Origin of the sequence: Tessaracoccus palaemonis (genome assembly GCF_019316905.1) — a bacterium.
Classification (GTDB): domain Bacteria; phylum Actinomycetota; class Actinomycetes; order Propionibacteriales; family Propionibacteriaceae; genus Arachnia; species Arachnia palaemonis.
Genome location: NZ_CP079216.1, coordinates 3,056,244 through 3,080,078, shown reverse-complemented (window position 1 = coordinate 3,080,078; position 23,835 = coordinate 3,056,244). Strand labels below are relative to the sequence as shown.

The window sequence follows — 23,835 nt, the reverse complement described above, 5'->3', positions numbered from 1 at the left end:
AGTTCGCTCATCTCTCTATTTGGACTGCTTCCCCTGAATCGCGCCCTAGTGTACGCTCCCGTCATGATCGATAATGTTACCGAACTGGGGGAAACTCTTCGCGTGCTGATACAGGTTGCGATGAGTTGGTGGGTTTCAACGACGGTTCTCTGTGCGTCGATACTGGGCGCCCTCTGGGTGAAACGCAAGGATGTTAAGAATGCTGGCAAGAGGGCTGTCCGGTGGCTCTTTGGTGTGGTGGCAGTTTTCTTCGGTTCGATAATAGCCTTTGGTTTTGTTGCAGCCTCCACCGCTGGGGGTCTGGGTAAGCAGCTTCAAGCCGCATGTGATATGACGGCTCTTCGTACCTGAGCGTGGGGTGAGCGTGGATCCGGCGGCGGGCGTGTCGGGGGCGGGAGGGGGTCGAGGCCCTCAAGAATCGGGGTTACCACACCACCTGATCTTCAAGGACCTCGACGATGCCCGATCCTACGTCCTGCTGCCGTGCCGGCGGCGGCTACTGCCAGCGCTGTGACCTTCTGCTGGGGTTGCCCGGGCTCCACGTGACCGGTGTCCATCGCGACGACGCGGGGCTTCGGGTTGAGGTCGAGTCCCGGCTGCCGGGGGTGATGGGTTGCCCGACATGTGGGGTCGTGGCGCATGCGCATGGCCGGCAGCGGGTGGAGTTGATCGACGCTGCCTGTTTCACGGCGCCGGTGCGGTTGTGGTGGCGGAAACGACGATGGCTGTGTCCGGAGCCGTCGTGTCCGGTGACCTCGTTCATGGAACAGGACCCCGACGTGGCGCGGCCCAGAGCGTTGCTCACCGCTCGGGCGACATCGTGGGCGGTCGGGCAGATGCGCCGCGAGAACGCTTCGGTTCAGGGTCTTGCCCGTCAGCTGGGTTGTGCTTGGAAGACGCTGTGGCGAGCCGTCAAACCGATCCTTGAAGCAGCCGCCGACGATGAGTCGCGCTTCGCCGGTGTCACCACGCTGGGTGTTGACGAACACATTTGGCATCACGTCTCGACCAGGCCTGTCGAGCAGGGTGGACGCGGCCCGAAGGAGTTCACCGGCATGGTTGATCTCACCCGTGACAAGGACGGACGCGTCCGGGCGCGGCTCCTTGATCTGGTCCCGGGTCGTTCCGGCGAGGCCTACACGTCGTGGCTGAAGGTCCGCGGCGACACGTTCCGCGAAGGCGTCGAGATCGCCACGCTGGACCCGTTCCACGGCTACAAGAACGCCATCGACGACCAGTTGGAGGACGCCATCGCGGTGCTTGACGCGTTCCACGTGGTCAAGCTTGGCACGGCCGCGGTCGATGAGGTCCGCCGCCGGGTCCAGCAAGACATCCACGGCCACCGCGGCCGCAGACACGATCCGCTGTATCGGATCCGGAACCTGCTGCGCGCCGGTCTGGAACACCTCAGCGACGGGCAGAAGACCCGCCTCGAGACCGCGTTCACCGCCGATGACCGCCACGTCGAAGTCGAGGTCGCCTGGCACTGCGCCCAACAGCTCCGCTCGGTCTACCACCAGCCAAGCCACGCCGACGGGCGCCGGGTCGCAGAGCAGATCCTGGCCACGTTCCCGTCGTGTCCGATCCCGGAGATCGCCCGCCTCGGCCGGACCCTGAACCAGTGGCGAGACGCGTTCCTGGGCTACTTCACCACCGGCGGCGCCAACAACGGCGGAACCGAAGCCATCAACGGGTTGATCGAACTCGCCCGCCGCGTCGCCCGAGGATTCCGCGACCCCGATAACTACCGCCTCAGAATGCTCCTCATCGGCGGCGGTCTACGACTATGACCCCACGCTCAGGTCCGAAGAGCCGATATGACGGAAAGAGGGTGTGGGCAGTGTCATACCGTGGAAGCAACACTGCAGGTCAATGAGAGGTTCTCCCGCGTGACGCAACGACGGCCACTGACCGCCCACGACAGGGCCGAGATCTCCACCGGTCTGAAGGCCGGCTGGGGCATCCGCCGGATCGCGGTCCACATCGATCGGGCCCCGTCCGTCATCAGCCGTGAAATCCGGCGTAACTCCACTAAGACCTGCGGCTACCGCGTGGTGAGAGCCGACGTCGAGGCCCAGCGCCGCCGCCGACGACCCCAGACCCGCAAGATCGATGCCGACCCGGTACTGCGGGCCCGCGTGCTGGGCGACCTGAAACGCTCCCGAACGCCACGCCAGATCGCGGGACGGTTGCGTCTGGAGGCCTGTGACCCCACTGTGGAGACCATGGTCCACTCCACACCCGCTGATGGTGCGCAGGTCTCCCACGAAGCGATCTACCGGTTCATCTACGCCCTCCCCAAGGGCGAGCTGGCCCGCCACTCGGTGATGCTCAGATCCAAGCGCACCAGCCGTGAACCACGCTCAAAAGACGGGCGCCGGGCCCCGATCGTCGCGATGGTCTCGATCGATGACCGGCCCGCCGACGTCACCGAACGAAGGATCCCCGGTGCATGGGAGGGAGACCTGATCATCGGGGCCCACGGCAAATCAGCAGCAGCCACGCTGGTGGAACGAGTCACCCGTTTCACTATCATCTGCGGCCTCCCCGAGGGGAAGAAAGCCGTCGCGGTGGCCGACACCCTGGCCGAGCGAATGTGGCCCTTCCCCGAGGTACTGCGGACCTCGCTGACCTGGGACCAAGGATCCGAGATGGCCGAACATGCCCGGTTGACCGCTGCCGTGAACCTGCCGGTCTACTTCGCCCATTCCCGCTCGCCATGGGAACGAGGCACCAACGAAAACACCAACGGACTGATCCGGGAGTACCTACCCAAGGGCACCTACATCACCAGCAACCAGGCCTACCTCGACGCGATCGCCGATGAGCTCAACGACCGCCCCCGAGCATCACTGGGGTTCTACACCCCGAGGGAGAAGTTCGAGGCCCTCCTCGCAGCCGATGTTGCTTCGACGAGTTGACACCGCCGTGTAGATGGCTACGCTATACTCCTCGCAAGTAAGATTCAGCTGGGAATTTTGATTGGCACAACCTCATTCATCTTGTACACGATTGCTTTGTTCGTCCTCGCGTGTCACGTGATCAAGGGGCCTAAGGGCTGACCTTGCTCGGAATCTGACAGAGTGCCACGAACCAGCCTTGATCGCCAGCCCCTGCTTACCCGGCGCTGGAAGCACTGAAGGGCAGGCTAACTTCTGTGAACCCGTCATCGGTCAGTTGCCGCACCACCCGCGCTGGGTTGCCGAGGGCCAGGCTGTTCGGCGGGATGTCGCGGGTGACGACGGCACCCGCGCCGACGACCGAGCCTGCGCCGATCGTCACGCCCGGGCAGACGATGACGCCGCCGCCCAGCCAGACGTTGTCCTCGATGGTGATGGGTTTCGCGGCCTCCAGCTTGTCGCGGCGAGGCGTCGGCTGCAGCGGGTGCACCGGCGTCAGGAGTTGCACGTTCGGTCCGATGAGGACGTCGTCGCCGATGGTGATGGGCGCGACGTCGAGCGCGACGAGGTTGAAGTTGATGAACGTCCGCGCGCCGAGGTGGAGGTTGAAGCCGAGGTCGACGGCGAGCGGCGGCCGGATGAACGACTCCTCGCCGAGGCTGCCGAGCAGGTCGGCGAGGAGCTCCCTGGCCGCGGCCGGGTCGGTGCGGCAGAGCTCGAGATAGCGGTTCTGCAACTCGAACGACCTGGCCGTCGCCGCCGGGATCTCCTCGCCGTCGGCGATGTAGAAGTCCCCGTCCAGCATGCGCTGGTAGTTGCTGCGTGGGTCGCCCGTGAAGTAGTCCATCCGTCGATGCTAGCCAGCCCGCCCGCGGTCACGGCTCGCTGACGACCAGCAGCGACTTGATGGCGCGGCGCTCGTCCATGGCGGAGTAGGCCTCGGCGACGTGGTCGAGGTCGGTGGCGAAGTCGAAGACCAGGCCGGGGTTGATGCTGCCGTCGAGCACGTGGGGGAGCAGCTGGTCGATGTAGTGGCGGGCATGCGCGACCCCGCCGCCGAGGCGGACGTTCTTCCAGAACACCGTCCGGTACTGGAACTCCTGGTATGTGGGGACGCCGACGGCGCCGATGCGGCCGCCCGCGCGCACGATGCCGACGCAGGTGGCGATCGACTGGTCGGTGCCGACGCACTCGAGCGCCGCGTCGACGCCCACGCCGTCGGTGAGCTTCAGGACGTCCTCGACGGCGGCGTCGCCGCGGGTCTCGACGACGTCCGTGGCGCCGAACTTCCATGCGACGGCCTGGCGCTCGGGGTGACGGGAGAGCGCGATGATCCGTTTCGCGCCCAGCAGCTTCGCGGCCTGGACCGCGGACAGCCCGACGGCGCCGTCGCCGACGACCGCGACGGTGTCGCCGGGGCCGACTCCCGCGCTGACCGCCGCGTGGTAGCCGGTGCAGGCGACGTCGGAGAGCGCCGTGAGCGAGGCAAGCAGGTCGTCGGTGAAGCCGCCTTCGGGGCGTGGGACCGGGACCAGCGTCGCGTCGGCGAACGGGGAACGGACCCGCTCTCCCTGCCCGCCGTCGTGGATGCCGTCGCCGAACGAGCCGCCGTGGAAGCAGTTGGCCGTGAACCCGGCGACGCACGCCGGGCAGGTCCCGTCGTTGAACGTGAACGGGGCGATGACCAGGTCGCCGACCTTCAGCGTCGTCACCGCGCTGCCGATCGCCTCGACGACGCCGATGAACTCGTGCCCGATGCTGCCGGCCCGGTGCTTGTTGATGCCGCGGTAGTACCAGAGGTCGGACCCGCAGACGCAGCCGCGGACGACGCGGACCAGCGCGTCGGTGGGTTCGTGGAGGGTGGGGTCGGGGCGCTCGCCGAGCGAGATGGTGCCGTCCTCGTTGAACAGTGTTGCCTTCATGTGTGTCTCCTTAAGGGTGGGTGAGCCGTTTCGTCGGCGCCGGGGCGCCTCCTCAACGCCCTTCGACAGGCTCAGGGAACCGGGTCGGCTCAGGGAACCGGGTCGTTGAGCACTTCACAGGCTCAGTACAGGCCCTGTCGAAACGCCTCGAGCTTGTCGAGAGGTGGGACTGGGTGGGGTTCTCCGCAAATTGTGGACACGTGCCGCTTACGCGGCTTGATCCTTGGTGACCCGGCCGGTGTCGGTCTGGGTCTTGGTGGTTTCGAACTCGACGGGGCGTTGGTAGCCCAGGGCTGAGTGACGTCGTCGTCGGTTGTAGACGACCTCGATCCAGCGGGCGACCTCCCGTCGGGCTTGGGCCCGGGTCGGCCAGGTGTGCCGGTGGTAGAACTCGTGCTTCAGCGTGGACCAGAACGACTCAGCCATCGCGTTGTCGAAGCACACCCCGGTGCGTCCCATCGACTGCTCCACCCCGAGGCGTTTCGCGGCGCGGTGCAGTTGGTCGGAGGTGTACTGCGTGCCGCGGTCGGCATGGAACACGACCTGCCCCGGGACGTCACCACGGAGGGTTCTCGCCATAGTCAACGCGCGTTCGACCAGGTCACTGTCCTGGTGGGAGTCCATCGCCCAGCCCAGCACCCGCCGGGAACACCCGTCACGCACCACACACAGGTAGAGCCAGCCCTCCCCGGTCCGCAGGTAGGTGATGTCCGAGACCCACACCCTGTTCAACTCTCCCGTGTCCCACTCGCGGCTGACCCGGTCGGGAATGTGGTGAGTCGGGACCCCCGGGATCGTGGTCACCGGCGAGAACGAGCGCGGGGAGATCCCCTCCAGACCCTGCCGACGCAACGACGAAGCGACCGTCTTCACGTTGACTGCCGTGCCCTCCTGGTGGAGATCAGCGGTGATCCTCGGCGCGCCGTAGACCTGGTCAGAGGCCTCATGCAGAGCACGGACCCGTTCATCCAAGCTCGCCTGCCGGCGAGCCCGGCTGCTCGGACCAGCCACGCGGCGCTGGGCCCACTGGTAGTAACCCGACCTGGACACCCGCAACAGCCGCGCCATCCGGGCCACCTCAAAGTTGGCCTTCTCCGCCGCCATCAGTTCGAACCGTTCGATCGTGGTGGCTTCGACGCGAAGAAGGCAGCTGCTTTTCCCAGGAACTCGTTGTCCTTGCGTAGCTCGCTGACTTCCCGACGCAACCGCTTCAACTCGGCCCGCTCGTCCAAGCTCAGATCGCCGTCGGGCTCGCCAGCGTCCCGATCACGCTCCGCCTGGACCCACCGCCCCAACAGCTGGGACCCGATACCCAACTCCTGGGCCACATGCGCGATCGGCCGCCCGGTGTCGATCACCAACCGAGCCGCCTCGGCCCGATACTCCGCCGTGTACCTCCGACGACTCTTCTTCTCTGCTGCCATCAGGCACCCTCCCGCGGAACCCACGATCCCGCTTACTCAGGTGTCCACAAATCCAGGGTAGGCCCATGGGGTGCCTTGGGGTGGTCGGGTTGAGTCGTTTCGTCGGCGCCGGGGCGCCTCCTCAACGCCCTTCGACGAGCTCAGGGACCCGGATGGTGGCTCAGGGAACCGGGTCGGCTCAGGGAACCGGGTCGGCTCAGGGAGCCGATTGGCGGGCTCGGGGGCCCGCCGCAGGCGGCGGGCGGGGACGATCACGGCCAGGACGACGACCAGGCACAGGGCCAGCATTCCGCTGCCCCAGGTCATCGCCGTCGACACCTGCGCGGTCAGCTCGCCCGCGTGGGCGGAGGCGGCGACGAGGATCGCCAGGCCGGTCGCCATGCCGAGCTGATGCGCGGTGTTGACCAGGCCGCTGGCGGCGCCGGCATCGCCCGGCTGCACATCGATGATCCCGTAGCTGGTCAGCGGCGCGAAGGCGAGGCCCTGGCCCAGTCCGATCAGCACCATCGGCAGCGCGACGCCGGTCAGGTAGACGCTCGCGTCGTCGACCTGCGCGAGCCACGTCATGCCGACGAGGGTGAACGCGACGCCCGCCACCAGCACGGGCGCGGAGCCGAACCGCTTCACGATGCGCGGCACGCCGAGCGCGACGGCGGAGTTCACGATGGTCATCGGCAGGAACCCGAGGCCGGCCTGGAAGGCCGTGAACCCGAGGGCGTCCTGCATCAGCTGCGTCGTGAAGAAGAAGAAGCCCATCATCGCGCCCAGGTACAGGGCGCGGGCGGCATAGGCGCCCCAGCGACGGCGGTCGTTGAAGAGGCGCAGCGGCATGATCGGCTGCGCGACGCGACGCTCGTTCGCGACGAGCCCGGCGATCAGCACGACGGCCGCGACGACGGAGACGATCACGACGGGGTCCGCCCAGCCGCGCGTGGCGGACTCGAGGATGCCGAAGACCAGGGCGCCGACGCCCAGCGTCGCGGCGAGCGCGCCGACAACGTCGAAGTGGCCGGGCTCGGGGCACGTGTCGGGCAGGTACCGCGGCGCGAGGATCGCCATCGCGATGCCCAGCGGCACGTTGATGAAGAACCCGGCGCGCCACGACACCCACTGCGCGGCGGCCCCGCCGACTAGCATGCCGAGGCTGGCGCCGATGCCCGCGGTCGCGGCATAGGCAGCGACGGCCCGGTCACGCTGCGGGCCGTCGGGGAAGCTGGCGGTCAGCAGGGACAGCGCCGACGGGGCGACGATCGCCGCGCCGATGCCCTGCAGCCCGCGCGCGGCGATGAGCCACCACGACGCGGGCGCCACGCCGACGAGGAACGACGCCGTCACGAAGATCGCGAGCCCCGCGACGAACACCCGACGGCGACCCAGGATGTCGCCGAGGCGCGCGCCCAGCAGCAGGAGGCCGCCGAACACGAGCGTGTAGGCGTCCTGCACCCACGACAGCCCCGCCGCGCTCATGTTCAGCGCCTCGCTGATCGCGGGCAGCCCCGTGAAGATCACCGAGTTGTCCAGCAGGATCAGGAAGTAGCTGACCAGGATGATGACGAGGATGGCGCGCGGGTGCTGCGGGCCCGCCGTCGTCGATCCCGCCGGGGTTCGTGAAGTGCTCATGTATCCAGGAAACGCCCGGTTCGCCGAGCCAACCAGACCCGCCGGAGAGGGGTACTGGCAGGGTCTGTCGCGGACGGCCAGGCCGCGTAGCGTGGGAGCATGCCCAGCCGACCGAGCCCCGCCACCACCGAACTCCGCGAGTTCCTCGCCTCCCGACGCGCCCGCATCACGCCCGAACAGGCCGGCCTCCCCGTCTACGGAGCCAACCGTCGCGTCACGGGGCTGCGCCGCGAGGAGGTCGCGCTGCTGGCCGGCATCAGCGTCGAGTACTACACGCGACTCGAGCGCGGGATCGTCGGCAGCGTCTCCGAGAGCGTCCTCGACGGGCTGGCCCACGCCCTGAGCCTCGACGAGGCCGAGCGCGACCACCTGTTCCGGCTTGTCCACTCGGCGAGCACGCCACGGCCGCGGAAGAAGCCCGCCGCCCGTCGGCGCGTCCGCCCGACGATCCAGCGGCTGCTCGACCAACTCGCCTCCCCGGCGTACCTGCGCAACCAGCGGTTCGACATCCTCGCCTCGAACGACCTCGGGCGCGCGCTGTATGCGCCGATCTACGAGTACGCCGAGGCCCACACGCCCGGCCAGCCGCCCAACACCGCCCGCTTCATATTCCTCGACCGGTCGGCGCCCGAGTTCTTCGTCGACTACGAGAAGGTCGCCGACGACTGCGTCGCCTTCCTGCACATCGAGGCCGGTCGGGACCCGTACGACAAGGACCTCAGTGACCTGATCGGCGAGCTCTCCACCCGCAGCGAGGAGTTCCGGCGGCTGTGGGCCGCGCAGGACGTCCGCTACCACCGCTCCGGGCGGAAGCGGCTCCATCACCCGCTGGTGGGCGACCTTGAGTTGGACTACGAGGCCCTCGAACTGCCCGGGGACCCCGGTCAGCGGCTCAACGTCTACAGCGCCCCGCCGGACTCCGACGCGGAGCGGGCGCTGAGCCTCCTGGCCAGCTGGACGCTGACCCCGTCCGACGACGGTGTCCCCGCCTGACGGCCCGGAATCGTCACGGGGACGGGGAATCTGCGACCCCTTTTTAAAAACATGCGACTATCCAAAATAAAGGCGCCAAACACAGTGCGGGAATTCGCGTTCATGCGGCGCCGCTGAACGGTTCCCCGCCGCCCAGATGTGGGCGTCGTGCGTAGTAACGTGCAGGTCATTGGTTCCGACGGAGTTACCTCGCCGTGCACATCCGCTCAGCGACATGGCTCCCAAGGTGCAGCACTTCTACTCTGGCAGAACGGGTTATTGCGCAGGTGCAAGAGACCCATTCATGGAGGTGGACATGACGGATTTGTCGGTCGACGTCGTCGTTATCGGTGGCGGTGCCACGGGAGCCGGGGTCGCGCGCGATGTGGCGATGCGAGGGCTCTCCGTGGTCCTGGTGGACCGGGCCGATCTGGGGCAGGGAACGACGGGCCGCTACCACGGCCTGCTGCACTCGGGTGGCCGCTACGTGATCTCGGATCCCGAGTCGGCGCGCGAGTGCGCCGAGGAGAACGCGATCATCACCCGCATCCACACGGACGCGGTGGAGCAGACGGGCGGCCTGTTCGTCGTCACGCCGGAGGACTCCGAGGAGTACTCCGAGGGCTTCATGGCCGGGGCCGCGAAGGCGCACATGCCGGCCGAGGAGATCACGATCGCGCAGGCGCTGTCCCGCGAACCCCGCCTCCACAAGGGCACCAAGCGGGCCTTCGCCGTGCTGGACGGCACCGTCGACGGCTGGGCGATGGTGTGGGGCGCAGTTGAATCCGCGAAGGAACACGGCGCGACCGTGCTGACCTACCACGAGGTCGACAGGATCCACCGCGTCGGCGACCGGGTCACCGCCGTCGAGTGCGTCGACCGCAAGGCCGGCGGACGGATCACGATCGACTGCCGCTTCGTCATCAACGCCGGCGGGCCCTGGGCCGGACGGATCGCGGGCTTCGCCGGCTGCCACGACGTCGACGTCGTCCCCGGCCGCGGCATCATGATCGCGATGAACCACCGCCTCGTGAACTCGGTGGTCAACCGCTGCATCTACCCGGCCGACGGCGACATCCTCGTCCCCGTCCACACCGTCTCCATCATCGGCACCACCGACGTGAAGGCCGACGACCCCGACAACCTGCCCATCCCGCGCAACGAGGTCCAGCAGATGCTCGACTCCGGCGCCGCGATGATCGACGGGTTCCGCGAGGCCCGCGCCGTGCACGCCTGGTCCGGCGCCCGGCCGCTCGTCAAGGACAACCGCGTCAAGGCCACCGACACGCGTCACATGAGCCGCGGCATGTCGGTGCTCGACCACCTCGAGCGCGACGACCTGCACGGCCTGCTCACCATCACCGGCGGCAAGCTCACCACCTACCGTCTGATGGCCAAACGCATCGTCGACATCATGTGCGAGCAGCTCGGCGAGGACCGCCCCTGCACCACGGACCAGGAGCCGGTGCCCACGTCGAGGAAGACGCACAACTACAAGGTGACCCACCGCCTCGAGGAACGCGACCATCAGTTCCAGGAGGACCAGATCATCTGCGAGTGCGAGCTCATGAGTAGGCAGATGTTCACTGAGCTGGCCGAGGAGAACCCCGACGCGACCCTCGACGACCTGCGCCGCCGGCTCCGCCTCGGCATGGGCCCCTGCCAGGGCGGGTTCTGCTCGACCAGGGCCGCCGGGCTGCTGTGCACCAACGGCATCCAGGACTCCGCCGGCGCCACGCTGGAACTGCGCGAGTTCATGAAGCACCGCTGGATGGGCCTGTGGCCGATCCTGGCCGGCGCCCAGGTGCGCCAGACCGCGCTCGACGAGTGGATCATGCGCGGCACGCTCGACATCGACCACGCGCCGGGCGACGAGAATCCGCCGGAGAGATACCCCGTGGGTGTCCCGGCCGACAGCGAGGCCGTGGAGGTGGCCCGATGAGAGACGTCATGGTGATCGGAGCGGGGCTCTCGGGCCTCCTCGCGGCGATCCGGCTGCGCCAGGCCGGCCTGTCGGTCGCGCTGGTCCACAAGGGTCGCGGCGGCCTGCAGCTCGGTCAGGGCACCGTAGACGTGCTCGGCTACCGGCCGCAGCGCGTCGCGCGCCCGCTCGACGAGCTCGACGAGTTCCTCGCCGACCAGCACCGCGCCAGCGACATCGCCCACCCCTACGCCCACACCGGCGCCGATGCGATCCGCGAGGGCGTCGGCTACCTCGCCGAGCTGCTGGGGGAGGACTACCTGGTCGGTGACGCCGAGGTCAACGTCGCGCTGCCCACGGCGGTCGGGGCCCTTCGGCCCACCGCCTACTACCCGCCGTCGATGGCCGACGGCGTCGTCAGCCTCGACCCCGCGAAGCCGGGCGCGCTGCGCGCCGGGTCCGCGGTGGTGGTCGTCGGCATCCGTGAGTTCAAGGACTTCACGCCCGAGCTCATCGCCGGCAACCTGGCGCTGAACGACCTGCCCGGCGGCGGCCGCCTCGAGGCCCGCGCCGACTGGGTCAGCTTCCCCGCGCGAGACGGCGAGGTCGACTCGACGGGCCTGAACATCGCCCGAGCGCTCGACGACCCGGCCCGCCGCGGCGCGCTCGTCGACCAGCTCAAGGCACTGGGGCGGCCGGGCGAGACCATCGCCCTGCCCGCCGTCCTCGGCCACGAGGATCCGACGGCGTTCGCGGACCTGCGCTCGCAGGTCGGGTCCCCGCTGTTCGAGATCCCGGTGCCGCCGCCCGGCGTGCCGGGCATGCGGCTCAACGACCGGCTCACCCGGATCGCCAAGGAGGCGCGCGTCGAGGTCTTCCTCGGCAGCAACGTGCTGGGCGCCGACTCCGCCGGCGGGGTGCTGCAGGCCGGCGTCGTCGGCACCACCGGCCACGACACGCACCTGAAGGCGCGGGCGTTCCTGCTCGCCGCGGGTGGCTTCGAGTCGGGGACGCTCGAACTGGACTCCTACCAGAAGGTGTCCGAGACGATCCTCGGGCTCCCGCTGGCCATCCCGGCCGGGGAGCTCATCCACGACACCTGGGCCGGGCAGCAACCGCTGTTCAGCGTGGGTGTCGCGACCAACGACGACATGGTCGTCGTCGATCCGGCGACCGGGGAGCCGGTCTACAGCAACCTGTACGCGGCCGGCGGGGTGCTCGCCGGGGCCCAGCGATGGGACGAGAAGAGCGGCGAGGGCATCGCCGTCGCCAGCGCCGTACGTGCCGCTGACGCCATCATCAGCAATCTCGCGGGAGGACAGCGATGAGCGACCTGTTGGACACCAACGAGACGGCGGTCGAGGAGCTCGGGCCCCGGCCCGGCCTCGCGCCCGGGCAGACGGTGTGGGAACTCCTGGCGGCCGTGAGCCCGCGCATCAAGGACAACCCCAACACGTACGAGGCGCAGCAGCTGAACCGCGTGTCGCTGGACCAGTGCGTCAAGTGCACGATCTGCGAGACCATGTGCCCCGTCGCGAAGGTCACACCGCTGTTCAGCGGCCCGAAGTTCGTCGGCCCGCAGGCCGAGCGCTTCCGCAACGGCGAGTCGGTCGACCACACGCTCGACTACTGCTCCAGCTGCGGCATCTGCACGCTCAACTGCCCGCAGGACGTGAAGATCGCCGAGATCAACTCCATGGCGCGCGCCGTCATGAAGAAGGACCACATGCCGCTGCGCGACCGGCTGATCACGCAGACCGAGCTCGAGGGTCGCCTGCTGACGCCGTTCGCCCCCGTCGCGAACTGGGCGCTGAAGCAGAAGCCGATCCGCGTCGCCGTCGAGAAGGTCGTGGGCGTGCACCGCGACGCGCCGATGCCCGTCGCCCAGAGCCAGAGCATCAAGGGCTGGCTCAAGCACCGCAAGGGACCCGCCCCCCGTCGCCCAGGGCAGCCCGACCGCGGCCCCGTCGTGTTCTTCACCGGCTGCGCAGGCACGTACTTCGAGGTGGAGACCTCCAAGAAGACCATCGAGGTGCTCGAGCACCTCGGCTTCGAGGTCCTCGTCCCGAAGCAGGGCTGCTGCGGGCTCGCCGAGCAGTCGAACGGCCTGTTCGACAGCGCACGCAAGCGCGTCGTGAAGCTGTGCGAGCAGCTCAACGCCGCCGGCAAGGAGCTGACCGTCATCTCGAGCTCCGGCTCCTGCGCGGGCATGATCAAGCACGAGGCGCACGAGATCATGGGCGTCGACGACCCGGCTGTCCGCAGCGTCGGCACCCGGATGCGTGAGACCAGCGAGTTCCTCCTCGACCTGTTCGACGAGGACGAGCTGCCCACCGACTTCAAGACCCTCGAGATGAAGATCCCGTACCACGCGCCCTGTCAGGTCAAGAGCCAGGGCATGGGCATGCCGGCCATCCGCCTGATGGAGCTCGTGCCGGGCATCCGGGTCATCGAGTCCGAGGAGAACTGCTGCGGCATCGCGGGCACCTATGGCCTGAAGAAGGAGAAGTACGACGTCGCCCAGGCGGTCGGCAGGAACCTCTTCGAGAAGGTCAAGGAGCACAACGAGGGCCTCGCCGTCTGCGACACGGAGACCTGCCGCTGGCAGATCCGCAACTCCACCGGCGTCTCGACCGTGCACCCAGTCCACGTGATCCACGCCGCCTACGGCCTCTCGGACGTGTTCAGCCCCGAGGTGTGATCGGAGGGCCGCGGCGCCGGGTGTACGGCCTGAGAGGCCCGGCGTCTGTGCGGTCGGTGCCGCTCCGTAGGTATCGAGCACAACGGCCGAACGCCGATTGGTCGTGCGTTGCGTTGCTGTGGTAATTTCACCGCCGCCTTGACGAAATGCAGCTTTCATACTTAGCTGCACAGGTATGGGGCCGACGGATGAGATTGAGCAGCCTCCGCTTCTGCCGGCCGACGCGCGGCGAACGCAATGGGAGGGACGGCTAGGGGCGACACGCCTGGTTCGCAGTGACTTCGTCGTGCACGGTGACGAGGAAGTCCGTTCCTCGATGAAGGGGATCGCCTATCTGCAGCGGGCGAATCTGCAGGTGCTGTCTGTCGTGCGCGACAAGATTCTCGCCCGCGTCGCCGGATTCCCCAACCTGGTGTTCGCACATGTCACCCTGCCGGAAACGATCGTGATGTGGCCCCGTGACGAGTTCTCGGCCGAGACCATGACACTCATCATCCGGGTGAAGGGGGCGCTGGAGATCGAGTCGGAAGGCGGCATCCTGTCGTGGGACCCCGGCATCAGCCTCGTGCTTCCGGGAACCACGCCCATCAGGTTCAGCACTTCCGGCCCCCGGACCGAGGTGTTCTACATCAGCATGGAAGCGGATCGGTTCGCCGACCTGGTGCCGACCACCGCCGAGCGACCGCAGGGCCGTGCCGTGACCCCCGCCATGCTCGCCCCGCTCCTATCGTTCATCGCCAACACCTGCACGATTGTGGACCCGCGGCCCGAGATCGCCGAGGCTCTCGAACCCGTGGCGCTCGAGGTCGTCCGGAGCCTTCTGGTGAGCGCCTTCGGTCGCCGCACGCCCGTCGAGCCGCTCTTCTCGCGGGTGCACCGCTACATCCTCGACCACTTCCATGAGGCCGAGTTGCGCATCGAGCACGTTGCGCGGCATCTCAACGTCGCGGTCCGCACCATCCAGGTCGAGTTGCAGAACGGCGGGACCACGTTCGTCAAACTCCTACAGCACGCGCGCACCGTCGCCGCCCTTGAACTCCTGCGCTCCGAGCCTTCGGTGACCCGCGCAGACCTGGCCCGCCGCTGCGGCTTCGGCTCACTATCGTCGCTGCAGCGCGCACTGCGTTCGGTGTCTGTCGCAGACGCCTCCGGGTAGTGCCGGACGACCCGCCGCGCACAACTGTGGCCAGAGCCGCAGCACTCGTACGTGGTCCGAGTGCTGCAGCTCTGGCCACAGTTGTGTACGTGGAGGCGCTTGCGCGACGTCGTGGGCGCTGATCCGCATGAGGAGACTTGGCATACGGCGGGCAGTTGGCCCCTCCGCCGGGTCGGTTGGCGGCTCCGGGGCCGTGAGGATGAGTACCTGAGTACAAACACCTAGGTGTTTTGGTCAAAACCCTTCCCACTAGGGCAGAAATGCGCAATAATCTGGCGGCGGCAGAGTGGAGTCTGCCGGTACAGACGAGATCTCTGGCTCACGCCAGTGGGGGGCAGCAGGTATGGGCTCAGACAATGTGACGACCCTGGAGGTTCGACGCCGCGCGGTGGTCACCGGTACGGCTTGGGCCGTGCCGACGGTGCTGGCTGCGGCGACGCTGCCGGCCTACGCGGCGTCGTTCACGCCGGCGTGCCGGTCGACCGCGGGAAGCTGGTCGGTCACCACGGGAACGACGATCTACCACAACGGGACGTCGGGCTACCCTGCAGGCACCACGAGCAACGGACGGACTGCCTACCCGACGGCAGCCCAGTCGGGCACTAAGGGCAGTGGCACCTGGCCGTATTACACGACCGGCTGGACTCCCGGAGCCAGCGGTTGGACCGACCTCGATGCTGCCATCGCCGCGAAGAAGGTGACCTTCACCCATCAGATGACCTTGCCGAACCCCGGCTTCCTCTCGATGGGCGACCGGTCCACAGGCACTGGTGCCGGCCCGGCGAGGGCGATTACGGCGACCTTCACGCATCTGGTGCCGGCCGGTACGCACACCTTCACGTTCGAGGTGCAGTACTCCGCTCTGGCGCTCGCGATCCAGACCCTGCAGATCACCGCCGCCGGGGCGGGGGTATCGATGACGCCGATCCGCCGGTACTTCGGCACCACGAGCGTGACTAACGGCGGTAACGCTGGACTTGGCGACTACACGCGCGTGACGCAGGAGTCGACGCAGACAACCAACGTGTCGCTGACGGCGACGTCGTCGGGAACCATCACGTTCACGTATCTCTTCACCCTGCTCCAGCCCATCGGAATTGGCAACAACACCGACATCTGGGTGGCCAATCCGAGGCTCACCGGCGGCTGCACCGCCTGATCCGAGTGGAACCTGCGGGTTTCGCTTGCCGCTTCCCAAAAGGCGAACTCTGCGCCACACTATTGACCCCGGCATGTGATACCACCGGGCGCCATGGGGGTGGCGATCAGTCCCCCACAGGGGGGAAGATGACGATCGACGAAACGACCCGTCAGGTGAGTCGGCGAACCATGGTCAGGGGGGGCGGCCTGGGCCACCCCGGCGGTGCTGATGGCGACGGCGGTTCCGGCCTACGCCGCTTCCGTGACGCAGGCCTGTACGGCGACAGCCGCGGGCTGGTCGGTTGCGGGTGATGTGAAGCTGTATCACAACGGCGAGTACCGGTTGGCCGCCGGAACCAACCGCAGCGGTAATCCTGCCTACCCGACTGTGGCACGTTCGGGCGACTATTGGAATGGGACGTGGCCCGTCTACACGACTGGATGGACGCCCGGCGCGGCCCCGAGCGACTGGGACGGACTCGACGCAGCCCTCGCGTCCAGGGGCATCACGGGCTACACGTGGGACATGTCGCTCCCCACGACCAAGGGCTTCCTGTCCATGGACGACCGCGCCAACACGAGCGGGAACAACGCGGCACGGGTCATCACGGCGACCTTCACCTACAACGCGGTCGCGGGGCAGACCTATCCGTTCAAGCTGTCGGTGATCTACTCCGGAACCTCCGCGATACACGCGGTGGCGATCACTGCGTCTGGCGCGGGTGTGTCGATGACACCTATCCGTCGGTACGTCGGCGACAAGGGAGTGACTGACGCGGGGTCATTCCCGCTGTCGGACTACACCGCCGATGGCACGGGCCTCAAGGTGTATCCGGTGACCCTGACGGCGACGTCCACCGGCGTCGTCACCTTCACCTATACCTTCTCCCTGCTCTGCCCGGCCGGGAGTATGAACAACGCCGACATCTGGGTCGCCGCCCCTGAGATCACCGGTTGCGTGGCTGCGGGCTGAGCCCAGTCGGGACTGACGTTCGCGCAGCTGGCTCGGTTCCGGTGCACAACGATGCGCATTTCGGCGCTGCTGCGCCCATGGTGCAGCGGTCCCGAAATACGCATCGTTGTGCGGGAAAGGTGAGGCGGTTGGCTGCGGGGGGAGCGGAGCAAGCTGGGAACGGGAATGCCCTGAGCCGAGCGACGGGTCGGGACCGGTTCGGAGTGCAGTCGCCCCCCACCCGGATTGGTCAGCGTGCGGCGTCGGGTTACGCTCGACGGGTCCCCGTGCGAGATGCCGGGGCGGAAGGAATCATCGTGAATCGTCGTCTCGTCAGCTGTGCCCTGGCCGTGACCGTCGTTGTCGGCCTCGCGGGATGCTCCGGGGGCTCGAACCAGTCGGTGGCCGACGCGTGTGCCAGCCTGAACGAGCCGCTGTCGGAGGTCGTGACAGTCCTGCAGGACACGTCGAACTCCCTCGACACCGATCCCCAAGGCGCGGTTGACGCATGGACCCAGCTCGCCGTCACGTTCGGGACGCTGACCGCGTCCGTGTCGAACACGGAGGTCAAGGAGGCGCTCGACGCCACCCGCCAGGATGTCGCCGCGGTCCGCGACGTGCTGCAGCAGCTCGTCGACGGGGACACCACCTCCGAGGCGAGCCTGGAGACGGCGAAGGCGGAGATGCAGGGGTCGCTCTCCTCGCTCGCCGGCCTCTGTCAACAAGGCTAGGGCGTTCGACCCTTCGCTTCGCTCAGGGATCCGGGTCGGCCTCAGGGAACCGGGTTGGTCTGAGGGTCAGCCGACCGTGGCCATCGAATCGAGGACGACCGGCATCGTCTCGGCCATCGCGTCCTCGTCGCTAGTGTAGAGCGTCAGGCTGAAGACAGTCCCGTCCGTGTGCTGCATGTACACGCCCGACATCACCCACGCCGCCGCGTCGCCGTCAGCAGGGTTCGTGGCCTGGTAGCCGACGCCGGTGCCGAACAGCGTGTCGATCTCGAACGTGGAGGCGTCCTCGAGTCCCGACTTGGTGGCGGCCGTCACGAGCGTGTCTCCGACCGGAAGTTCCGTCAGCGTGGGCGCCAAGGTCAGCTCGACGCTGATCACGCCGTCGCTGACGTCGTCGGCGTAGGCGACCAGGTCGACGTTGTCCCACCGCTCGTGGAACTCCTCCAGCGTCTTGCCCTCGGCCTCGGCCTCCGACTGCAACTCCTCGTCGGTCATGGTGGTCAACGCTGAACCGGAGGCGAGGATCGACATGTCCTCGGGGATCGCCAGCGTCAGCCCGAGCATCGGGGCCTCGACGTACCGGTATCCCGCCGGCGCGGCCTCCTCCGTGCCGACGGCGGACGACGACGTCGACGCGGTCGGCAGCGACGCCGACTCCGAGCTTGCCGCAGCCGAGGGCGTGACCGCCGAACTCGCCGACGACGAGGCCGACGAGTCGCCGGTCGTGGCCGTCGAGCAGCCGCTCAGCGCAACCACCGCCGTCAGGCTGAGCGCAAGGCCGATCGTCCGGGCCGGGATCGTGGGGGCGTGTCGCCGCATCGTGGACCACCTTTCAGCCGCCCAGTCTGTCACCCGCGGCCAACCCCGGCGCCGCCGGAGGTTCGGCTCACAGCGCTTTGACACCCTGCTGACAGCTTCCGGCGGGTTCCGGACCCGGCCTGCCTAGAGTTGGGCATATGACAGCGCAGCAGGCCGCGGTCGACGCGGCGATCACCGATTCACTCGCGGAGCCCAGCGCCGGGGTCACGCGCGTGGACGTCGGAGACGAGACGACCCTCGAGACGGCCTGGGGGCTCGCCGACCGGCGCCACGGCATTGCGATGACGCCCACGCACCGCGTGGCCATCGCGAGCGGAGGGAAGGGATTCACCGCCCTGGCCGTGATGAGCCTCGTCGTCGACGGAACCCTCACGCTCGACACGACGGCCAGGTCGATCCTCGCCGACGACCTCCCCCTCATCGACGACCGGGTCACGGTCAGGCATCTGCTCGCCCACCGTTCGGGCATCGGCGAGTACCTCGACGACGACGCAGACCTCTCCGAGTATCTCCTCCCCGGTCCGATGAGCGGCTATGTCTCCCCGGAGGACTACCTCGGTGTCCTCGACGGCCACGAGTCGATCTTCGAGCCTGACAGCAGGTTCAGCTACTGCAACGGTGGCTTCGTCGTCCTCGCGATCCTCGCCCAACGCGCCTCCGGCATCGACTTCCACGAGCTCGTCCGCGACCGCGTAATCCGCCCGGCCGGGCTGACCACGACCGACTACCTCCGCAGCGACCAGCTCCCCGGCGACGCGGCCGTCGGCTACGTACAGGTCCACGGTGCATGGCGCACCAACGTCTTCCACCTGCCCGTCATCGGCGGCGGCGACGGTGGCATCTACACCACGGCCGCGGACCTGCACCGCTTCTGGAGGGCGCTCCTGGCGGGGCGGATCGTCCCGGCCGACGCGGTCACGCAGATGACCTCGATGGTCACTTCGGCCGACGAGAGCGGCGAGGGGGTCGGCTACGGCCTGGGCTTCTGGGTGCCCGGCCCAGGCCGGGTCCGGCTCGTCGGGATGGACGCGGGATCGTCGTTCGCCTCGGAGCACGACGTCGCGACCGGCACCACGACGTCGGTGCTCGCGACGACGGGCATGGGTGCCTGGGGCGTCTGCGAGGCGCTCGGGATCGACAACCTGTAGGTTCGTGACCCGGACTCAGGAGGACACATGGGCAGACGCAAGAAGCAGCGTGGCGCGCAGCGGCCCCGCCCCGAGGCGGACTACACGCTTCCCGTGGCGGCGAACGGCACCGTGATGGTGGACGTCAACGACGGGAGACGCGTCGCCTTCGGCCCTGCGGCCGACGAGACCGACGAGGATGCCCGCGCCAACCCCGTCTGCCACGTCTGCGGGCAGCCGGCCCGTCGCGTCGACTACGCCGAACTCGAACAGTTCGACCCGGCCGCCTTCGAGGACCTGCGGGACAACTTCACCGACGACGAGATCTTCACGTGCTGGGTCTGCGAGGCGTGCGACCGGTTCGGGTTCCTGATCGGGCACCTCGACCATGACGACGACACCCCTGAGCCCTACGAGGATGACTACTTCGACCCCGAGCTGGACTGCGCCGCCTGCGGCTCCTACGACGTACTGGTCGGCGACCCGGCGATGGCCATGAAGCAGGACCGACCCGGCTTCCTTGCGGCCAGGAAGGAGTTCGGCCCGGCCGCGCTCCTCAACGGCGAGGCCGTCTGGTGCCAGCGATGCGGGACGATCGGCTACAACCCTGGCCCCGCGGACGGGTTCAGCATCTACGGAGGCCCCGTCGACGGGGCCTGGGCCCGACCCTGACGCTCACCCCCAGGTGATGAACCCGGCGCGGGCGGCCGTGAATCCGCGACGGTCGTCGTCGAGGCACGTGATGCCGGTGGTGCGCGACGAGCACGTCAGCGACTCCACCGTCAGCGACTGGCCGTACTCGAGCACCCTGTCCCCGCCGTAGAACGGCCGCCCCTCGGTGCAGCCGGTGGCGGCTCCTCGGTCGGGCGAGAACGCGACGACGGGGGAGTCCGGGCAGTCCCGCAGGTTCGCGACGGGGGCGTCCGACTGGCAGGCCGCAGCGGGCTGAGCCTCGAACGTGTCGATGGCGCAGTGCAGGTTCCCGCTGGGACTGACGAAGTAGTACGTGCCGCTCTCGGCGTCCTGGAAGCGCCCACGCGACACCGGGGTGCCGCCGGATCGGGGAGGGGTCGGGCTCGGGGCGGTCGACGGCGTGTCCGGCGACCCGGTCTCGGTCGGGACGGGCCCCTCCCAGGACTGCGTGGCAGGAGGCGGCGACGCGGTGGTCGCCACGGACTCGGGCAAGCGGGACGGTGCCGAGCAGCCGACGGTCAGGGCGCATGCCACCACCGCGATGGTGATGATCATGCGTCGCACGCTCATGCGCCGATTGTGCCTCCACCCCGTCGCACTCCCGGGCGACCCGCCACCGAAACGACGCTGTTGCTCGCCAGAATCAGTGCCATGCCCAGCCACTCGTGGACCTCCAGCGCCTGGCCGAGCAGCAGCCACCCGGCCAGCGCGGCCCACACCGGGCTGACGCTCGACAGCGTCCCGAACAGCTGGGCGGGCACCCGCCGGAGCGCCACGAGGTCCGCCACGTACGGCACCACCGACGACAGGACCCCGCAGGTGACGGCCAGCAGGAGCGCCGACGGCGTCGGCGGGTGAAGCACGAACCACACCGCTGCGACGGGGAGCCAGACCAGGGCCGTGACCAGGCTCGCGGCCGCGGTGCCTTCGAGGCCGGGCAGCCTCTGACCGACGCTGCGGTTGAGCAGGATGTAGCAGGCCCACGCGGCCGCGGCCGTCAGCCCGAGGGCGACGCCGAGGAGGTCCGTCGTCGGCCCGGGCCGGGTCATCACGACCACCCCCGCGGCTGCGAGCAGCGCGCAGGCCAGGTCCATCCGACGCCGCGATCCGAGCAGCGCGACGGTCAGCGGCCCGAGGAACTCGAGCGTGACGGCCAGTGCCAGGCCGATCCGGTCCACGGCCAGGTACAGGGACAGGTTCATCACGCTGAACACCGCCACCAGGCCGAGCACCGGCCCCCACTGTGCGCGAGTCAGCGCGCGCAGCCGGGGCCTGACAAGGGGGACGAGCACCGCGGCGGTGGTCAGCTGGCGGATCGCGACGACGCCCACGGCCCCGATGACCGGGAATGCGTGCGCCCCTGCGGCCGCGCCCACCTGGTTCGACGCCGAGCCGCCGACGAGGGCCGCGATGCCGCCGGCGCGCTGGCGGGAGCTGGCGGTCGCCGCGGCGATCGGGGCCGCCACGGCGGGGGTGGTGGTCGTGGTCACGCGAGAACCGTACGGCCGTGTATCCCATTAGTGAAGTGCATGATCTGTGAGAGCCATACGCTGTGGTTATGGAGTGGACTCTGAGGGAGCTGCGGTTCCTGGCCGAGGTCGTGGACGCCGGCACCTTCACCGACGCGGCGGCGCGACTGCACGTCTCCCAGGCGGCCGTCTCGCGCACCATCGCCGGCCTCGAACGGGCCCTCGGGGAGCGGCTGGTCCGGCGGCTCCCGCGTGGCGTCGAGCTGACCGGGGCCGGCCAGCGGCTCCTCCCGCAGGCGAGGCGCGTGCTCGCTGAGGCCGACCGCTTCACCGAGTTCGTCGCCACCCGCCACTCGACGCTGCGGCTCGGCTACGCCTGGGCCGCGCTCGGCAGCCATACCGCGCAGCTCCAGCGGGGCTGGTCCCGCGAGGACATCGATCTCGAGCTCGTGCGGGTCAACACTCCCTCGTCCGGGCTCGTCGAGGGCCTCACCGACGTGGCCGTCACGCGGGTCGCCGTCGACGAGCGGAGGTTCGACTCGGTGGTCGTCGGTCTGGAGCGCAGGCTCGTCGCGTTCGCCTCCGACGACGCGCAGTGGTCGCGACGACGGCAGGTCACGATGGCGGAGATCGCCGAACGCACCGTCGTGATCGACCCGCGGGTCGGCACCACGGGACCGCTGCTGTGGCCGGGCCGCGAGCCACGCTTCGTCGAGACCTACGAGGTCGACAGCTGGCTCGACGCCATCGCCGCAGGCCGGGGCGTCGGCACCACGGCCGAGGCGACGGCCCACCACCACCCACGGCCCGGCGTCACCTACCGGCCCATCAAGGACGCCTCGCGGATCCCCGTCCGGCTGGCCTGGTGGCGCGGCGACCCGCCGCCTGGGCTCCGCGACCTCGTACAGGCCGTCACCGCCCTCTACGCCTCCTGACGGCTCATCGGCCTCGGCCCCGTTGCCCCTGAGGCCCTGTGCTTGACTTCGCCCTATGCCGTTCGACTACACCGCCATCGACTTCGAGACCGCCAACCCCTTCAGGGGCTCGCCGTGCTCCGTCGGGCTGGTGAAGGTCCGCGGAGGCGTCACGGTCGACGAGCGGCACTGGCTCATGCGCCCGCCGGCGGGGCACGACGACTTCAGCCCCTGGAATGTGCGGGTACACGGCATCAGCGCGGGCTCCGTCGCCCGTCTGCCACGGTGGCGCGACTTCCTCCCGCGCGTCGTGGACTTCATCGACGGCGACGTGCTCGTAGCGCACAACGCATCGTTCGACGCCAGCGTGCTGTGCCAGGCCTGCGAGGTCGACGGGCTGGAGACCCCAGACCTGGAGTACGTCTGTACCAGGGACATGGCGAAGGAACTGTGGCCGCTGTCCGACCACAAGCTGCCGACCGTGATGAAGGCGGTGGGGAAGGTGATGGTCGGGCACCACGACGCCCTGGCCGACGCCCGCGCGGTGGTCGCGGTGGTCGACGGTATGCGGCGGCAGCTGCAGCACGTGGGCAGCCTGCGGGAACTGGCGGGGGCGCTCGACGTCCAGGTCAAGGAGCTGCGCAGGGCGCGCCTCCGCGTGCGCTGACGGGCCGGACCTCCGTCACCCGGCCGCCGGTCGCACGGGCTGGCGCAGGATGGTCCGCAGCTTCCCAGGCGCGACGCGTCGCGGGTCGCTCAGATAGATCTCGTGGTGCGGGCCGTTGAACGTGACGCCGAGAGCCGGCATGACCTCGTCGTGCAGGCGCGCCAGCGTCGGGGCCTCGTCGTCGTAGCTGCCGACGTGCAGGATCTGCAGTGCCCTGCCCTCGTGCAGTTCGAGCAGCCGTGCCGCGGGGAGGTCGGGCTTCTTCGCCGCGGCCTTCTCCAGCCCGGCCGCCACGTCCTCGTGGCTCACGGCGTCGACGAGTGGGATCAGCATCGTCCAGTCCCAGGCGTCCTTGCGTCCGGCGGCGAACGAGGCGGGATCATCGCTCGACCACAGTCCCTCGAGCGGCCCGACGACGAAGTCGTCGCCCGTGCGCGCCCGAAATGCGAACTTCACGCCGTAGGCAGTCGTGTACAGCGCCTCGACCGCGGTGGGGTAGGAGTCGACCGTGTTGGGGTCGCCGTGGCCGTCGACGGCGAGGTAGCGGGTGGGCGGAACGACCACCTCCGAGAAATCCGCGGTACCCGCCCGGTACAGGGGACCTTTCTTCACGTCGTGCTTCACCGTCCGAGGATCCCACGGCCCGGGTGCCCAGCGGCCGGATCCGGTAGCGTTCTCGACGCCCGACCGCGCGAAAGGGAGGCACC

Annotated in this window: 23 protein-coding genes; 15 read left to right on the top strand and 8 right to left on the bottom strand. The window is 68.9% G+C overall.

The features are described 5' to 3' along the window. The first annotated feature begins 63 nt into the window (after window positions 1-63). The 3 genes from KDB89_RS14020 to KDB89_RS14010 all read left to right on the top strand — a co-directional run bounded on the left by KDB89_RS14020 (window position 64) and on the right by KDB89_RS14010 (window position 2,921). Complete coding sequence (locus KDB89_RS14020) at window positions 64-351, top strand: hypothetical protein (RefSeq protein ID WP_219082064.1); 288 nt, start codon at window positions 64-66, stop codon at window positions 349-351. 107 nt (window positions 352-458) lie between these two features. After that, window positions 459-1,790 carry an ISL3 family transposase gene (locus tag KDB89_RS14015; protein WP_219082062.1) on the top strand — a complete coding sequence of 444 codons (1,332 nt, stop codon included), beginning with the start codon at window positions 459-461 and terminating at the stop codon, window positions 1,788-1,790. 60 nt (window positions 1,791-1,850) lie between these two features. After that, on the top strand, window positions 1,851-2,921 hold the full coding sequence (locus KDB89_RS14010) for an IS30 family transposase (RefSeq protein WP_255556000.1): 1,071 nt from the start codon (window positions 1,851-1,853) through the stop codon (window positions 2,919-2,921). A gap of 196 nt (window positions 2,922-3,117) precedes the next feature. Here the strand turns inward: KDB89_RS14010 and KDB89_RS14005 are convergent, their stop codons facing one another. The 4 genes from KDB89_RS14005 to KDB89_RS13990 form a co-directional block, all read right to left on the bottom strand. Next, on the bottom strand, window positions 3,118-3,747 hold the full coding sequence (locus KDB89_RS14005; protein WP_219082060.1) for a sugar O-acetyltransferase: 630 nt from the start codon (window positions 3,745-3,747) through the stop codon (window positions 3,118-3,120). Between the two features lie 28 nt (window positions 3,748-3,775). Continuing rightward, a complete protein-coding gene (locus KDB89_RS14000) occupies window positions 3,776-4,822 on the bottom strand; it encodes a zinc-binding dehydrogenase (RefSeq protein WP_219082058.1) in 1,047 nt (348 codons plus the stop codon). Window positions 4,823-5,029: 207 nt separating this feature from the next. Further along, window positions 5,030-6,246, bottom strand: a protein-coding gene (locus KDB89_RS13995; RefSeq protein WP_219079980.1) for an IS3 family transposase whose coding sequence is annotated in 2 segments (ribosomal slippage) — window positions 5,030-5,970 and window positions 5,970-6,246 — 1,218 coding nt in all. Because the reading frame shifts where the segments join, the coding sequence is not laid out codon by codon here. A gap of 36 nt (window positions 6,247-6,282) precedes the next feature. After that, a complete protein-coding gene (locus KDB89_RS13990) occupies window positions 6,283-7,866 on the bottom strand; it encodes an MFS transporter (RefSeq protein ID WP_219082056.1) in 1,584 nt (527 codons plus the stop codon). 99 nt (window positions 7,867-7,965) lie between these two features. Here KDB89_RS13990 and KDB89_RS13985 point away from each other — a divergent pair, with 99 nt between their 5' ends. The 8 genes from KDB89_RS13985 to KDB89_RS13950 all read left to right on the top strand — a co-directional run bounded on the left by KDB89_RS13985 (window position 7,966) and on the right by KDB89_RS13950 (window position 17,439). After that, complete coding sequence (locus KDB89_RS13985) at window positions 7,966-8,859, top strand: helix-turn-helix transcriptional regulator (protein ID WP_219082054.1); 894 nt, start codon at window positions 7,966-7,968, stop codon at window positions 8,857-8,859. Between the two features lie 295 nt (window positions 8,860-9,154). After that, window positions 9,155-10,780, top strand: a complete 1,626-nt coding sequence (gene glpA, locus KDB89_RS13980) for an anaerobic glycerol-3-phosphate dehydrogenase subunit GlpA (RefSeq protein ID WP_219082053.1) — start codon at window positions 9,155-9,157, stop codon at window positions 10,778-10,780. After that, a complete protein-coding gene (gene glpB, locus KDB89_RS13975; RefSeq protein WP_219082051.1) occupies window positions 10,777-12,087 on the top strand; it encodes a glycerol-3-phosphate dehydrogenase subunit GlpB in 1,311 nt (436 codons plus the stop codon). The genes glpA and glpB overlap by 4 nt, the downstream gene beginning before the upstream one ends. Further along, window positions 12,084-13,460 carry an anaerobic glycerol-3-phosphate dehydrogenase subunit C gene (locus tag KDB89_RS13970; RefSeq protein ID WP_219082049.1) on the top strand — a complete coding sequence of 459 codons (1,377 nt, stop codon included), beginning with the start codon at window positions 12,084-12,086 and terminating at the stop codon, window positions 13,458-13,460. The genes glpB and KDB89_RS13970 overlap by 4 nt, the downstream gene beginning before the upstream one ends. 175 nt (window positions 13,461-13,635) lie before the next feature. Continuing rightward, on the top strand, window positions 13,636-14,616 hold the full coding sequence (locus KDB89_RS13965; RefSeq protein WP_219082048.1) for a helix-turn-helix transcriptional regulator: 981 nt from the start codon (window positions 13,636-13,638) through the stop codon (window positions 14,614-14,616). 358 nt (window positions 14,617-14,974) lie between these two features. After that, window positions 14,975-15,775 carry a hypothetical protein gene (locus KDB89_RS13960; RefSeq protein WP_219082047.1) on the top strand — a complete coding sequence of 267 codons (801 nt, stop codon included), beginning with the start codon at window positions 14,975-14,977 and terminating at the stop codon, window positions 15,773-15,775. Between the two features lie 204 nt (window positions 15,776-15,979). Beyond that, the gene (locus tag KDB89_RS13955) at window positions 15,980-16,729 is read left to right on the top strand and encodes a hypothetical protein (protein WP_219082045.1); all 750 of its coding nucleotides are present in this window, start codon (window positions 15,980-15,982) and stop codon (window positions 16,727-16,729) included. Window positions 16,730-17,025: 296 nt separating this feature from the next. Continuing rightward, a complete protein-coding gene (locus KDB89_RS13950; protein ID WP_219082043.1) occupies window positions 17,026-17,439 on the top strand; it encodes a hypothetical protein in 414 nt (137 codons plus the stop codon). A gap of 66 nt (window positions 17,440-17,505) precedes the next feature. Here the strand turns inward: KDB89_RS13950 and KDB89_RS13945 are convergent, their stop codons facing one another. Then, window positions 17,506-18,258, bottom strand: a complete 753-nt coding sequence (locus tag KDB89_RS13945; protein ID WP_219082041.1) for a hypothetical protein — start codon at window positions 18,256-18,258, stop codon at window positions 17,506-17,508. Between the two features lie 137 nt (window positions 18,259-18,395). Between KDB89_RS13945 and KDB89_RS13940 the strand changes: the two genes are divergently transcribed. Continuing rightward, a complete protein-coding gene (locus KDB89_RS13940) occupies window positions 18,396-19,406 on the top strand; it encodes a serine hydrolase domain-containing protein (protein ID WP_219082039.1) in 1,011 nt (336 codons plus the stop codon). Between the two features lie 27 nt (window positions 19,407-19,433). Further along, the gene (locus tag KDB89_RS13935; protein ID WP_219082037.1) at window positions 19,434-20,057 is read left to right on the top strand and encodes a hypothetical protein; all 624 of its coding nucleotides are present in this window, start codon (window positions 19,434-19,436) and stop codon (window positions 20,055-20,057) included. A 3-nt stretch (window positions 20,058-20,060) separates the two neighbouring features. Here the strand turns inward: KDB89_RS13935 and KDB89_RS13930 are convergent, their stop codons facing one another. Together KDB89_RS13930 and KDB89_RS13925 are read right to left on the bottom strand one after the other, a co-directional pair. After that, entirely contained in the window at window positions 20,061-20,648 is a 588-nt protein-coding gene (locus KDB89_RS13930) for a hypothetical protein (protein ID WP_219082035.1), read from the bottom strand. Beyond that, window positions 20,645-21,568, bottom strand: a complete 924-nt coding sequence (locus KDB89_RS13925; RefSeq protein WP_255555997.1) for an EamA family transporter — start codon at window positions 21,566-21,568, stop codon at window positions 20,645-20,647. The genes KDB89_RS13930 and KDB89_RS13925 overlap by 4 nt, the downstream gene beginning before the upstream one ends. A 68-nt stretch (window positions 21,569-21,636) precedes the next feature. Here KDB89_RS13925 and KDB89_RS13920 point away from each other — a divergent pair, with 68 nt between their 5' ends. Then, entirely contained in the window at window positions 21,637-22,482 is an 846-nt protein-coding gene (locus tag KDB89_RS13920) for a LysR family transcriptional regulator (RefSeq protein WP_219082033.1), read from the top strand. Between the two features lie 55 nt (window positions 22,483-22,537). After that, window positions 22,538-23,128 (top strand): 3'-5' exonuclease, encoded by a 591-nt coding sequence (locus tag KDB89_RS13915; protein ID WP_219082030.1) that lies wholly within the window; start codon window positions 22,538-22,540, stop codon window positions 23,126-23,128. A gap of 15 nt (window positions 23,129-23,143) precedes the next feature. Here KDB89_RS13915 and KDB89_RS13910 read toward each other — a convergent pair whose 3' ends face one another. Continuing rightward, the gene (locus KDB89_RS13910) at window positions 23,144-23,752 is read right to left on the bottom strand and encodes a GyrI-like domain-containing protein (RefSeq protein WP_219082028.1); all 609 of its coding nucleotides are present in this window, start codon (window positions 23,750-23,752) and stop codon (window positions 23,144-23,146) included. Window positions 23,753-23,835 lie beyond the last annotated feature (83 nt).

What these genes read in the sequence shown, in the direction of transcription:
- KDB89_RS14020 (WP_219082064.1), top strand. Translation starts at nt 64, where the DNA reads ATGATCGATAATGTTACCGAACTGGGGGAAACTCTTCGCGTGCTGATA.
- glpA (WP_219082053.1), top strand. Translation starts at nt 9,155, where the DNA reads ATGACGGATTTGTCGGTCGACGTCGTCGTTATCGGTGGCGGTGCCACG.
- KDB89_RS13990 (WP_219082056.1), bottom strand. Translation starts at nt 7,866, where the DNA reads ATGAGCACTTCACGAACCCCGGCGGGATCGACGACGGCGGGCCCGCAG.
- KDB89_RS13970 (WP_219082049.1), top strand. Translation starts at nt 12,084, where the DNA reads ATGAGCGACCTGTTGGACACCAACGAGACGGCGGTCGAGGAGCTCGGG.
- KDB89_RS13915 (WP_219082030.1), top strand. Translation starts at nt 22,538, where the DNA reads ATGCCGTTCGACTACACCGCCATCGACTTCGAGACCGCCAACCCCTTC.
- KDB89_RS13965 (WP_219082048.1), top strand. Translation starts at nt 13,636, where the DNA reads ATGGGGCCGACGGATGAGATTGAGCAGCCTCCGCTTCTGCCGGCCGAC.
- KDB89_RS13935 (WP_219082037.1), top strand. Translation starts at nt 19,434, where the DNA reads ATGGGCAGACGCAAGAAGCAGCGTGGCGCGCAGCGGCCCCGCCCCGAG.
- glpB (WP_219082051.1), top strand. Translation starts at nt 10,777, where the DNA reads ATGAGAGACGTCATGGTGATCGGAGCGGGGCTCTCGGGCCTCCTCGCG.
- KDB89_RS14005 (WP_219082060.1), bottom strand. Translation starts at nt 3,747, where the DNA reads ATGGACTACTTCACGGGCGACCCACGCAGCAACTACCAGCGCATGCTG.
- KDB89_RS13930 (WP_219082035.1), bottom strand. Translation starts at nt 20,648, where the DNA reads ATGAGCGTGCGACGCATGATCATCACCATCGCGGTGGTGGCATGCGCC.
- KDB89_RS13945 (WP_219082041.1), bottom strand. Translation starts at nt 18,258, where the DNA reads ATGCGGCGACACGCCCCCACGATCCCGGCCCGGACGATCGGCCTTGCG.
- KDB89_RS14000 (WP_219082058.1), bottom strand. Translation starts at nt 4,822, where the DNA reads ATGAAGGCAACACTGTTCAACGAGGACGGCACCATCTCGCTCGGCGAG.
- KDB89_RS13920 (WP_219082033.1), top strand. Translation starts at nt 21,637, where the DNA reads ATGGAGTGGACTCTGAGGGAGCTGCGGTTCCTGGCCGAGGTCGTGGAC.
- KDB89_RS13940 (WP_219082039.1), top strand. Translation starts at nt 18,396, where the DNA reads ATGACAGCGCAGCAGGCCGCGGTCGACGCGGCGATCACCGATTCACTC.
- KDB89_RS13985 (WP_219082054.1), top strand. Translation starts at nt 7,966, where the DNA reads ATGCCCAGCCGACCGAGCCCCGCCACCACCGAACTCCGCGAGTTCCTC.
- KDB89_RS14015 (WP_219082062.1), top strand. Translation starts at nt 459, where the DNA reads ATGCCCGATCCTACGTCCTGCTGCCGTGCCGGCGGCGGCTACTGCCAG.